At 28.3% G+C, this 13,562-nt stretch carries 11 protein-coding genes and 1 riboswitch; of the genes, 3 read left to right on the forward strand and 8 right to left on the reverse strand.

All coding sequences use genetic code 11. The features are described 5' to 3' along the window. Positions 1-72: 72 nt before the first annotated feature. The 4 genes from Q0V24_RS08960 to Q0V24_RS08975 all read right to left on the reverse strand — a co-directional run bounded on the left by Q0V24_RS08960 (position 73) and on the right by Q0V24_RS08975 (position 3,526). Complete coding sequence (locus Q0V24_RS08960; RefSeq protein WP_297520610.1) at positions 73-636, reverse strand: hypothetical protein; 564 nt, start codon at positions 634-636, stop codon at positions 73-75. A 141-nt stretch (positions 637-777) separates the two neighbouring features. Then, complete coding sequence (locus Q0V24_RS08965) at positions 778-1,914, reverse strand: PLP-dependent aspartate aminotransferase family protein (RefSeq protein WP_297520612.1); 1,137 nt, start codon at positions 1,912-1,914, stop codon at positions 778-780. A 46-nt stretch (positions 1,915-1,960) separates the two neighbouring features. Continuing rightward, positions 1,961-2,066: riboswitch (SAM riboswitch) on the reverse strand. Between the two features lie 84 nt (positions 2,067-2,150). Beyond that, positions 2,151-2,522 carry a hypothetical protein gene (locus Q0V24_RS08970; RefSeq protein ID WP_297520614.1) on the reverse strand — a complete coding sequence of 124 codons (372 nt, stop codon included), beginning with the start codon at positions 2,520-2,522 and terminating at the stop codon, positions 2,151-2,153. Between the two features lie 137 nt (positions 2,523-2,659). Continuing rightward, positions 2,660-3,526 (reverse strand): radical SAM/SPASM domain-containing protein, encoded by an 867-nt coding sequence (locus tag Q0V24_RS08975; RefSeq protein WP_297520616.1) that lies wholly within the window; start codon positions 3,524-3,526, stop codon positions 2,660-2,662. Between the two features lie 153 nt (positions 3,527-3,679). Here Q0V24_RS08975 and Q0V24_RS08980 point away from each other — a divergent pair, with 153 nt between their 5' ends. Next, positions 3,680-3,985: a hypothetical protein gene (locus Q0V24_RS08980; RefSeq protein ID WP_297520618.1), complete on the forward strand. Its 306-nt coding sequence runs from the start codon at positions 3,680-3,682 to the stop codon at positions 3,983-3,985. Positions 3,986-4,058: 73 nt separating this feature from the next. Here the strand turns inward: Q0V24_RS08980 and Q0V24_RS08985 are convergent, their stop codons facing one another. The 4 genes from Q0V24_RS08985 to Q0V24_RS09000 form a co-directional block, all read right to left on the reverse strand. Continuing rightward, positions 4,059-4,547 (reverse strand): hypothetical protein, encoded by a 489-nt coding sequence (locus Q0V24_RS08985; RefSeq protein WP_297520620.1) that lies wholly within the window; start codon positions 4,545-4,547, stop codon positions 4,059-4,061. A 173-nt stretch (positions 4,548-4,720) separates the two neighbouring features. Then, on the reverse strand, positions 4,721-5,176 hold the full coding sequence (locus tag Q0V24_RS08990; RefSeq protein WP_297520622.1) for a hypothetical protein: 456 nt from the start codon (positions 5,174-5,176) through the stop codon (positions 4,721-4,723). Between the two features lie 78 nt (positions 5,177-5,254). Further along, on the reverse strand, positions 5,255-5,797 hold the full coding sequence (locus Q0V24_RS08995; protein ID WP_297520624.1) for an ECF transporter S component: 543 nt from the start codon (positions 5,795-5,797) through the stop codon (positions 5,255-5,257). A 193-nt stretch (positions 5,798-5,990) separates the two neighbouring features. After that, complete coding sequence (locus tag Q0V24_RS09000) at positions 5,991-8,150, reverse strand: Hsp70 family protein (RefSeq protein ID WP_297520626.1); 2,160 nt, start codon at positions 8,148-8,150, stop codon at positions 5,991-5,993. 171 nt (positions 8,151-8,321) lie between these two features. Here Q0V24_RS09000 and Q0V24_RS09005 point away from each other — a divergent pair, with 171 nt between their 5' ends. Both Q0V24_RS09005 and Q0V24_RS09010 read left to right on the forward strand, forming a co-directional pair. Continuing rightward, the gene (locus tag Q0V24_RS09005) at positions 8,322-9,959 is read left to right on the forward strand and encodes a 3'-5' exonuclease (protein WP_297520628.1); all 1,638 of its coding nucleotides are present in this window, start codon (positions 8,322-8,324) and stop codon (positions 9,957-9,959) included. Positions 9,960-10,036: 77 nt separating this feature from the next. Continuing rightward, complete coding sequence (locus Q0V24_RS09010) at positions 10,037-13,483, forward strand: hypothetical protein (protein ID WP_297520630.1); 3,447 nt, start codon at positions 10,037-10,039, stop codon at positions 13,481-13,483. Positions 13,484-13,562: the final 79 nt, after the last annotated feature.

Raw genomic sequence — 13,562 nt, forward strand, 5'->3', positions numbered from 1 at the left:
AACTATACTAGCTCCGAAATAATTAAAGAATAAGAAATACAAACTTCTTATCCTTTTAATTATTATTTAATTTCAAAATTTTATATATCTAAAATCTCCAAACTTATTACTTTCTTCTTTTAAACACACTTCTGGAATTGCTATAGCATTTACCGCTTCATTATTTAAAAGCAACATATTAAAACTTTCATCTAAAAACAAACTAAATATGCTCACTTCATTTACTATAAGTTTGTACTCTTCAACTTTTATGTCAGCATTATGATTTCCATCTAAAAAATACTTACTAAATATACAATCTTTTTCTGTGCTACCTATACATTCGATTAAACTTGCAACACTATTTGACCCCTGATTAAATGCTTCAAACTCTTCAAGATACTTTTCTATTCTTTTATTTATGAGTTCATATTCCTCTCCACTAAATTTCCTAACTAATTCTATTGCACTTATTTTATCAATTATTACAAACTCATTGATTTCATGCCCACTAAAATTTGCTTCTATAATCAAAAATCCATTTGATACAGATACTATTTTCCCAATAATTCTTCTTGAATCTTTTGTAACAACTATAAATTCTGCCTGTTTTAAGTGTTCATCACTTATGATTTTAGCTAAAATATATTCTAACAAATTATCACCTACTTTTTTTCAATATATACTCTATCTTATTAATGTTATGTAAAATGAGTTACTTAATTTTAAAATCTATAAAAAAAGATAGTAGATTTCTCTACTATCTCGTAAATATATACTAAATTTTAAAAAGGCTAATTAATTATTAATAGCTTTATTGAAGTTATTAATCAAATCCTCAATATCTTCAAGCCCAAGTGACACTCTAACAAGAGTATCCTTTATACCAAGCTTTTCTCTTTCTTCTTTTGGGATAGCTGCATGGCTCATCCTAGCAGGATACGATACTATAGTTTCTACTCCACCAAGACTTACTGCTACAACTACACCTTTAACATTATTTAAAAACTCTTCTGTTTTTTCTAAGGTTTTAAATTCAAATGATAAAACTGCCCCTGGTCCATCTGCTTGTTTTCTATTTATTTTATACCCATCACTCTCTTCAAGACCTGGATAATAAACTTTTTCTACATATTCATTATCACTAAGCCAACTTGCAAGTTTTATAGCATTTTTTTGTGATTCTTCCATTCTAACTTTTAATGTTTTAATGCCTCGAAGTAGTAAAAAACAATCTTGTGGTCCAAGAATCGCTCCAAATGAATTTTGAACAACTTTTATTCTTTTTGCAATATCTATATCATTTGTAACTGCAACTCCGGCTATAATGTCACTATGACCTCCTAAGAACTTAGTTGCACTATGTACAACTATATCAATCCCAAGTTCTAATGGTCTTTGAAGATATGGTGACATAAATGTATTATCTACAATAGTTATAATATTTTTATCCTTTGCAATTTCTACACAAGCATTCAAATCAGTCACTTTTAATAATGGATTTGATGGTGTTTCAAGGTATAACGCCTTTGTATTCTCTTTTACAGCACTTCTGATAGCTTGTATATCTGATGTATCTACAAAAGTAAATTCTATATTGTATCTTGAAAAGAATTCTGTAACAGCTCTATATGTCCCACCATAAACATCTGCTGCAACAACTATATGGTCCCCACTTTCAAAAATACTAAGCACTGAGCATATAGCTGCCATCCCTGATGAAAAAGCATATCCATATTTTCCACTTTCAATTCTAGCTAAAACTGACTCCACACCATCTCTTGTTGGATTTCCCGATCTTGAATAATCATATTCACCAAAATTATTTATATCAAACTGATGAAAAGTTGAACTTTGATAAATTGGCACATTAACTGCACCTGTTTTTTTATCTATTAGATTTTCACCATCTACAAATTTACTTCCTATTTCCATATTTTAATCCTCCAATATATTTTTCAAATCATTTAATAAATCTTCTATATTTTCTATTCTAATTAAATTCTTTGCAGGAATTAACACCACACACATTATATGTAGGCTGCTAGGAATCACAGGGCCAGTCCTGCCTCCACTCTTAATAATATTAAGTTTCTCTTTATGCTACATTTTTTCTAATATTTTCAAAGTATTGTTTTCTAGTAATATAGTTCCCTTTGACTCTCATTATTTCAATCTATTTTGTAACTATCAACTGTTATAAAATGATCGCCTTTCTTTTTGCCATCTTTTTTCTCATTCGCTTTATCTTTTAAAGAAGTTGCCTTATCTTTTACAACTTCTTTTAAATCCCCAGCTTTATCTAAACCTTTATCTAAAGCAACTTGAGCTAAATCACCAAGCTTATCGCCTATTTTATCACTATACTTTTCTGCACTTCCAGCAATTTTTTCACTTATATACTTTGCTTTATTTGCAAACTCTTCATTTCCTCTTTTTTTAGCAACTGATGAAACTACTTTTCCAGCTCCTCTAGCTCCTACTTCTGTAACTTTTCCTAATAAATCTGATGATATTCTAATACCTTTTCCTAATCTACCCATAAAAAGCGCCTCCAATCATTTCTGTCTATACTTTATTATATCATCTCATAGTCAAAAAAAATTAAATTTAATTAAAACTGTTTTTAAAATTTTAACAAAAAGGCAATATTACTCACCTTGTAATATTGCCTTCTTTATTATTTAGTTCTGTCTGTAAAGCCACACTTCTTACATAGGTCTTCTACTGCTTTTCCACATGAGAATCCCTCATAAATAGCTTTTGCTCTATCTGTTGTAATAATTGTTTCTAAATCCTCTTCAAATATATTTCCAAGAGGAATATTTCCATCACTATCAATACAACATGGTACTACTGTCCCATCAACTAAAATTCCAAGTTGAGTACGAAGTCCATAACAGAAACTTCTCTCTGATGCAGGAAGTCCTCCCATAACAGGCCACTTAAACTTCTCCGCAGTCATTATGTAAACTCTATCTCGTACTTTTGCATTAGGCTTAAGCTTAAAATGTTCTTCTAAAGAAAAATCTATATTTAAATTTTTTTCTAAAATCCCCATAATCTCATCATTAAGTTTATTTTCTGCTTCATACTCTGAATCCATATTCCACAATCTTAATGCACATATAGTATCTGTTCTTTCATTAGCTTCATTAACAAAATCAGTTATTTCATTTATGTATTTATAAAAATCAACCTCTTTATTTGCCTCAAAGCTATGAAGTGATATATTTATTTGTCTTACGGCATTACTCTCTATTATAGCTTTACCATTTGTCTTAAGTAATGTTCCATTTGTAGTTATATTTATCTTGAACCCTCTAGTCTTTGCTGCTTCTAAAAATTCACCAAGGTGCTTATTTAAAAGTGGCTCTCCCATTAAATGCAGATATATATAATCTGTAAATGGTCTTACTTTATCTAAAATTATTTTAAAATTTTCAAGTGTCATATTTTCAAGTTTCCTTTTTGTCTTTGGACAAAAATTGCAACTTAGGTTACATATATTTGTTGTTTCTATATAAATTTTTTTAAATCTTGGCATATCTATCTCCTAAACTATCTTTCACAAAATTAATCTTACGTTTTATTTATACTTCATTTTTATTTATAATTCAAATATTTTTGAAATTTTTTCGACACCTTTCTTTGATATACTAATTCATGTTTAGAAAAAAAATAAGGAGTGATTCATTTCATGAAAACTATTATATACAAAAAAAATATTACTGCAATGATATGTCTTGGCATAATATTTTTCTCAATAAGCGTTTTAGTAAGTGCTATAGCTTCTTTTAATCTATTTAGCCCATTTATTTATTCAATCTTAAAAAATGCGGCATTACTTCCACTTATACTTATGTCTGCAATAGTTGAAGGTTTATATAAATCAATTGATAACCAACATAAATTACTTAAATTTATAGTAATTGCACTTTTTATAATCTTTGCCCTAATTGGCGCTTATATTAATCAGAGAGTTCTAACTTTTGCTACATTATAAATTAATAATTAATTGAACATAATAAAAAACACCTTAGTCTTAACTTAAAACTAAGGTGTTTTTTTGCAATAAACTATTCAGCTATTACTTCTTCTGTAGTTGTTTCTGTTTCTTCTACAACAACTTCTTCTTCTTCTTCTTCTTCTTCTTCTTCTTCTTCTTCTTCTTCTTCCATTTTAGCTAAGAATTGGCTAAAATCTCCTGATGTACTTTTAGCAAACTCTAAGAATAAATCTTCATCTATTTCTTTAAAAGCTCTAGTGTTAACTAACACTAAGTCATACATTCTTAAATTAACATCTGTCTTTCCAACTACTTTAACCATATCTATGCCTTTTAATGCATCTAATATTCCTGCACAATCTTTTTTATCATTGATTATTGCATTATTAGTTTTTGGAAGTTTTGACTTTGAGTCAAGTGTTACTAATTTATAGAACTCACCATACTCATCATATAACTCTATTGCTATATTCTCAGTTTCTAAATATCTTTCTATTACACCAACTAAGTGTAAACCTTCAAATGAAACTTTTTTATTAAATACTCTTATATTAGCCATACTTATACCTCTTTTCTTTAAATTATCTAAGTGCTAAAATATAGATTTATTTTTTACTAACATAACAATTATAAGTGAATATTGGAATAATTAAAACCTTATTTCAAATAAAATTTATAATTTATTGTAAAATGAGTAGTTTATTATTAAATCTTATAATATTATTCCTTTTTTTACCTTAAAACTGATACATATGTATTAGATAGTCGTCCTCTTGTTATTTTATAGACTGTACCTTTATTAAAATTCGCCTTATAGCGGAACCTATACTTAAATATTTCATTATTTTTATAATCTTTAAATTCAATTTCTGAATATTTTTCATTAATATTTTTCTTCTCATCATACTTATAATTAACATTAGTACATACTGCTATTGTTACGATATATTGATTCAAAATAAAATCTAATATATTTATTATTCCTCTTAAATTAATAAAAATACCTGCTAATATTATTACTGGAATAGCTAAAAATGCTATATAAGAACTATATAAATATTTATAAAATCCAAATCCAACTATTAATGCAAGTAATATTATAGCTATTAAGTAAAATAAGCTTCCTTTTATTGGTCTTTTTTTAAAAGGAAGCTTAACGCTAATAGGTTTATTATTGCTATTTTTCATTACATCCTCCTATTTGATATATATTACATTTTATTATATCAATAAAAGGTTTCTACAAATTAACATTTTAAAATCATATTACTTAATTATTTTTTTCACAACCATAGCTAGGGGAACTCCAATTACTACAGCTACAATTATTGGAATTAAATCTCCACCAAAATGCAATGCTGCATATATTATACTTGCTTTAAATCCACTTACTACCTTAAGTATTACACCACCCATTAGTGCATTCGCTATAAAGTATCCAACTAAATCAACAATTCCACCAGCTATAAATGCGCTTATATAAGAAATCTTGCTTTTAGCTTTACTAGCTAATATACTTGCAACATATGCCATTAGACCTTTTATTATAAATGTAAATGGAACCCATATAAGATAACCTGCTGATATATCAACAAGTGACATCCCTATAGCTCCTGCTATAAATGCTTTCTTTCTATCTAGCACAGTAGCCGCTACAAATACCATACAATCTCCAAATTGTATCATTCCATGTTGTGTAGGTATTTTTATCAAATTACCACCTATAAATATTAAGGCTATCATAAGAGCAGTAATTATTAATCCTCTTACGCCATCACTATTCACACTTCTTTTATTTTCATAATTCATCTTTAACCCTCCTAAAGAGCAATAAATTAATACTACTACTAAGTATTCTACTTATCAAATGTATCCATACATTATTAATTAAGAGTTTTTAAATAACAAAAGGCATACTAATATCAGTACGCCTAGTATATATCTAATTTTAATAAGACAATTTCAATAATTTTCTATTTCAAGTAAAATTTCATTAAAAATACTACCCTATATATATTAATTGAATTATTTCATTTTCTTTTGTTCTAGCTTCCCTAAACTTATCTTTTTTAACTAATCCAACTAAATCACCAACAAGTTCCTGTGCTTTTTCTTTAGTCTCATTATCAAGATCTGGAGAAACTCTCTTATAATACTCCATAAGGGTTGCTATATCATTATATATCTCACCATCTCTTGATGGATCATACTCTTCTATAAGCTCACTTGCATCCACTACTTCTGCTACTGATGCTATACTTTGTACTTGCATATTAGTTTGTGGTGAACCTGCAGATTCAATATTATTTTTTTCAGTACTTTTATCAACAATATTTTTCACTTGATTTCCAGAATTGTTTGAAATATTTAATTTTAAAGTTGGGCCTTTAATTTTTTTCTCTTCCTGTTCTTTTGCTAAGATGGTTCTTCTTTCCTCTTCAAGCCTTCCCTTTTCAATCCTTTCTCTTTCTGCATTTTCTTTTAATCTTTGCTCTTGTTCTAATCTAACCCTTTCCTGTTCTCTCTCTACTGCCGCTAACTGTTCAGCCTTTATCCTTTCCGCTTCTTTTCTTTGCGCCTCTACTCTTTTTTCTTCTATTATTCTAGCTTTTTTACGTTCTTCCTCCAATTCTTCTTTTGTATACTCATCCCCATTAATACCATTAAAAACATTTATTTTACTTATCTTATTTTTAAAGAGCTCTATGTCTTTATCTTCTAACCCTTTTAAAGATATATTTCTTTTTACTTCCTTAAGATTACTTATTATTTTAGACTCTGCAAGTAACACCCCATCTAAATTACAAGTAAATATTAAATCTATATGTTGAATCCCTTTATTATCCTTTGGTATATTATCAATATCAAAAGATGAAATAAACTTATTTGCCTTAATATCAGATTCTTGTCCCTCATATATTTTAATTTCTGCTATCTCCTGATTATCTTCAACAGTTTTATATGATTTTTTTATTCTTACTGGAAGTGTTGTTCCCTTAGCTACTATCTTATCAAATTGTCCATTAAGTATTTCTACCCCTATATCATTATTGATAATCTCACTTATGCTACTCAATTCATCTTTATTATCATTTAGTGTACTGAGTATCGCCCCTTTTGCCACTAATTCATCAGGGTTAACTCCATTTAAAACCTTCCCACTAAACTTTTCATTTACTTTTTTTCTTATAAGAGGCATTCTAGTAGATCCTCCTACTAATATAACTTTATCAATATCATTATTGCTAATACTTACTGACTGTAATGTTTTATCTACAATCCCTAATGTATTATCTATAAAATCATCTATAAGATATTCAAAATCATCACGACTAAGGTCTAAATTCAAATCCATATTGCTACCTTGTGAATCAAATGCAATATTAGGCACTACTATACTTGCGACTGTTTCAAATGATAAACCCTGCTTAGCCTCTTCAATTGCTATATTTAATTCTGTTATCAATCGTTTATTAGTAGCATCTAACTTAGTACCAACGGAACTCTCAAATAAATTTACTATTGTATCAAAAAGTATTTTATTTATCGCATTTCCACCATGATTCATATCACCTTCACTTGCTAACACTTTATAATTATTATTTTCAATTTCTAATATACTTACATCAAAAGTTCCACCACCAAGGTCATATACTAATACTTTTTCTTTTTTAGTTAAATTAACAACTCCATATGCAATAGCAGCTGCTGTTGGTTCATTTATAATATCAACATTGTTAAAACCAGCTATAATTAATGCATCCCTTGTTGCTTTTCTTTGCAACGAATCAAACTTAGCTGGTACTGTAACAATTACATCTTCTATTTTTTCATTCATACTAAACTCAGCAATTTCCTTTAAACGCTTTGCTAAAATAGCTGAAATAAACTCTGGTGTATAACTCTCATCACCAAGTTCTATTAATGTTTTTGTCCCCATTAATCCCTTTATATTTTCAACTACTAAATTAGGATTCAAAATAACTTTTTTCTTTGCTATGTTCCCAACTTTAAAATTATTAGCATTATCAAATAAAATTGCACTTGGTATTATACTACTTTCACCCTCTTGTAGATTTTTAATAATTTTAGCCTCGCCATTCTCTAGATAAGATATTTCACAAGTACTTGTCCCTAAATCTATGCCTATTTTAGTTTTCATAAAAAAACCTCCTAACCCTTTTAATTACACCTTAACTATAGTTATTAAAAAAAATTTATCATTATTCTTATTTTAATACTAAAACATATTATTCTTATTCTAAAAATCATCATTTTTCCTATAAAAAAACAATATATTAATAACATAAATAATTTTTAAGGAGATTTTATAATGGCACTATTAAAAAAATGTAACCTTTGCTCCGAAAAAGGCTTATTCTTAAAGCTCACAAATGGAATATGTGATAGTTGTAAATCAAATTTAGAAAAACTCGAAAATGATTATACATCTATACTTCAAAAAATTGCATTAAGTCCTAATGATAAAAGTTCTGTTATCTCAGATTTAAATATGCTTATGTCTAAGGCTAAAACTTTCGATGGAATACCATCATCACTCTCTATCGAAAATTGCAAAAGCTTATTAAAATCAATATCAGAAAATGAAGATAAAGTTAAACCTAGCATTCCAAAAGTTGTAACACTAGAAAATTTAAACATTACTAAAAATATTGAAACGAACATAGAGGTTGTACCAGTCCAACCTACCTTAACAAATATATCTGCTGATGAGCCTGTTCAGCACCCTAATCCATTGGAAAATATACTTCCTGCATCCCCCCTACCACTTGTTCAAACTGCTTCAGCCATTAAATTAAATATCAAACCAACTAACCAAATAAAATTAAAACTTGCTCCAACACCTGCTACTATTTCAGTTACTGAGAATATTGAAGAAGCTGAAAAGGTAACTTATAGTATTCCTATAACTAAAATACGAAATTTGATTCAACCTTTAAATGAAAAGGAAAATCTAAATGATGTTATAGATATTTCAGTTGATAAAAAAAATAATGGAGGTTTGACATTAAAACTTGGAAATACTACTACATTAAAAAAACAACCAACTACACTTAATTTAAACTTACAATCAAATAATAATAAAAAAGAACTAATAAGCAGAATTGAAAATGATTTAAATAGTAACTTTAGTAATACCATCTTAGCTGAAACACAAAGTATTAAGGACACATTCATTATAAATAATTTAAAAAAGAAATGTTCTTTGCTTATAAGTAAATTAGATAGTCCTAATGCTACACTTGATGATATAGCAGAAAATTATTTCCATATAAAAAAGGAACTTTTACCAATATTAAATGAAAATTCTTTAACTGAAATTGATGGTGTTAATATTAAAACATCTTTAGATAATGCTAAAAACACACTCTGTATTAGAAGTAAAAAGAAAGAACATGAATTATTTGACTTTTTTAACTATATATCTATTTTTGTTCAAACTACTGGTCTTGCACCTAAAAATAGCGATATAATTGAAATTTCTGCAACTAAAATTTCTTATGGTAAAATAATAAGTGAATTTTATACATTAGTTAACCCTATAAAATCTATAAAACTTGCTGTAACCTCCGTAACTGGTATAACAAATAGCGATATTGAAAACCAACCAACTATAGATATGTTACTTCCATCACTAATGGACTTTATAGATGACTATCAATTGGTATCTTTTAACTCAAAATCAGTTGACCTATTTATTAATAGTAATTTAAAAAAACTTGGTATGCCACTTATAAAGAAGCCAATTATTTCATCAATGAGTCTTTATAGAATCAGATTTAAAAACTTTCATGGTGTGCCACCAACTATTTCTGATATATCTAGCACTTGCTTAGATTTACTTCCTGCTAGTGATGTTGAATATATTGATGCTTTCAATTCATTCTCACTATCTAATTCTCATGCTATTTACAAACTATACGAAGTGTTGAAATATAGATATAAATAAAATTATATAAAAAGGTGTTACTCTTAGAAATTTATCATAAAATATTCTATAACGATAAATTTTTAGGAGTGATTTTTTTGCCTATACAACCTGGCGATTTTACTATCGCATTAAATTTTTCTGGATTATCTGGCACAATAGAGTCTGTTATTGGTAAACCAACTACTCTCTCTATTCTATTTAGTAATAATTCATTGACTGATAGTTTATATAATCTAGGACTTGAAATAACATTACCTGATGGGGTTTCATATATCAGTTCATCTCATACAGCAACATCTTCTGAGATAGATGATAATTTTAATAATATTATAAAGTTTGTTGGTCTAAAAGATTTATACTCTAATGAGCTTAACTACTCAGTTGCTATAGAAATTCAAATTGATGAATATCTAAGATCAGATGAAAATATACCAGTTGATTTTATGAGTGTAATATCAGGTCTTCTTTTTTCTGCAAGTGCTGATACTAAACCTCGTGGCAATCTTGATATTGGCAATCAAAATATATCATCGTCTAGCTTTGCTTCTGCAACTGCCTATAGGTATTCTGTTATATTTATTGGTCCTACTAAATACTTAAAAGGTGCTGGTGAAACTTCTGATACCTCAACTAGTGGTGATCATATATTTAGCCCAACTATAAAAATTGAGAATAACACTAGAGAATCCTCTAATCTTAATTTAAACTTAAACCTTGCTAATGGTATCAGATATGTTGGAGACTGGAATCCCTCTGGTCCTGATTCATCTAAATTAGATAATCCTAATATTGGTCCACCTAGTATTGGTCAAAATTTTACTAACATAAATATTCCTAATATTAATCTGCAGGCTGGTTCATCAAATGAAATTTCTTTTAAATCTTCAATTTGGAATAACTTAACAGAGAATGGTATTGAAAACTCTGGTTCTGAAATCTTGCATGGTCAACCTCTTCAATCTGAAATTTCACTTGAATCACAGGGTCAATATCAGTATGCTTATTTATTAATGGAAGCATTAATATTATTTTTCACCAAAACACTAGCATCACCATTTACTGACTGGAATATTGTAAATCAGTTCAATATTACTTACACAGTAAGTCCTTATATTGGTGTAAATACCTTTTTACTAACAAATTTAATTCCTGATGGATTAACCTTTGTTGAAAGTACTCCTAATATAGATTCACTTATAAATAATGGTGATGGTACAACTTCTATAACTTGGGACTTAGGAAATATTAGCAGTGGTTCAACTGATTCTATTTCATTTTCACTCTCTACAGATACTCAATATTTCGATTCCTCTCAGACAGTATGTGGTGATACTTTTACAAGTCGTTTAAATAGTACTTTTGTTCATCCTACTTCAGGGAATTTATTAACCGATTCTGCTAGTAAAACTGTTACAATTCCAATGCCTTCCATGTCTAAAGAAGTTAGTAACTATTACTATGAAGATCTAACAAATAAATCTACAGACTCTGCTACTGTTGGAGATTTTATAAAATTCAATGTAGTTTATGATGCTTCAACTATTGATGCAACTCAAAAAAATGTATTTTTATTTGAATATCCACCACTGAATATGATAATGACATCAATCCCTTCATATACAACAACTGGAAATTTTCCAACTACCGCTGCTTTTGAACTTATTTCTGATAATGGATTAATGATAAATCTTGGGGATATATCTGGTGGAACTTACTTTGAAATAGATTTTATAATAGAAGTTACAGAATCAGAAACTTCTAAAACAGCTAATAATTTAGCTAAAATCTCACTTGATGATAGCAATAATATTTCAACTAGTATAAGAGACCTTGCTGCAATAACTTTTGGAAGTCCAAATTTAAAATATACTCATACCCTAAATGGTCCTGACTGTGTTGTCTACAATAATAACTTTAACTATGAAATTAAAATTAAAAATCTTCCAAAAGGTAAACATACAAATCTTACCGATGCATTTAACTTAATATCAGAAACTATATTTCCCGATATCTTTTCTATTACACATGTTCAAGTTTCATCATCTTCAGCCCCTTGGTATGATTATCCTACGACCCTAGGTAATACTGTAAATTTTATTATTCATAAATTACCTCCTGATGAAATAATTACTGTTGATATATTTTTCAAAGCTACTTCTCTTCCTATTATGAATGAGAGTTATAAAATAAAAAGTACTATGAATAGAGGTACCTCCCAAGAAACTGACTCTTCATTTAATTATGAAGGTGATGAAATTGTTAAAAATCAAAATATCCTAGCTTGTGGTCCAAGTATAACAAAAGAATTTATATCCCCTATAGTTGATGCAGGAGAAAATTTTTTAAATAAAACTATTGTATCAATCCCACGAGGCCTGCTAGCTTATAACGTAGAAATTAATGATGAACTTGTAACTAGTGATAGTTCTAGAATTGAAAACATACTTTTAGATGGTAGTCCTGTAAGTTCTTCTATTTCAAATGGAAACTTAATTGTTCCACTAGTTCAAACACTTGACACCACCGCTTCTAGCAAAAATTATACTCTAACCTATAATGATGCTATATATGATATAACACCAATAGATTATGAAGAAAACTTTGAAAAAACTTCAACAATCAAATGGTCAAATGATATTGCTACCTCATCAACAGACTCTATAGATGATACTAGCAATCTATTAGTTTTTGCACCAGAATTAGAAATTAATAAATACCAGAGAAATTATACTAAAAACACACTATTTTCAAAAGCTACACTTGCTGCAGATTTAAATGATACTGTTTTATATAAAATAAGACTTGAAAATATAGGAAAATCAACTGCTTATAATATTCAAGTAACTGATATTTTAGATTCTGACTTAACATTTGTAAGGCTACTTGTAGGAACAGGTTCTTTTAATATACCAAGTAACACCCTTACAATTAGTGCAGATTCACTACAAACTGGCTACTATACTGAACTTTTAATAGAAACAAAGGTTAATGGTACTGCCCAAACAAAAATAGCCTTAAATGATGCTGTTGTTTCTTATACGCTTTCTGAAAATGAAACTGATATCTATGCTACTCATACAAGTAACTCTATAACTTTACTTGAAGAAATTTTTGAATTAAAAAAAGAACAACGAAATGTTACTCTTGAAACACCATTTTCTTACGCAACACTCAGCGTTGTTAAAGAACAAATATTTCAATATAAAATAATTTTAGAAAATTTTAATGATACTACTTTAACTAATATTGTAATAACAGATACCTTTCCAATTGAAGTAGATTTTATAGATTTTGAACCATTCACAGATGGCTCACTTAGTATTTCTAGCAATACAGTTACTGCTACTATTTCATCAGTTGCCCCAAATGAAACTATAGAATTTATTTATAATTTAAAACTCAATGTTGATACACTAAAAAGAAAATCATCTCATGCATTAATATCATTCTCAACCCCATCAGATAGTGAGGCTTTTAATATCAACTCTAATGTAATATATACTAATTTTTCAGCTCTTGGACGTGGTTTTAAAGTCTACTAAAAGAAAGCAAGGATATTTTATCCTTGCTTTCAGGACGTCGACAAACTACAATGTCGATGTCCTTTTTTTTGTTTTTCGA

The sequence above is a fragment of the uncultured Clostridium sp. genome (assembly GCF_947039605.1).
Lineage (GTDB): Bacteria > Bacillota > Clostridia > Clostridiales > Clostridiaceae > Sarcina.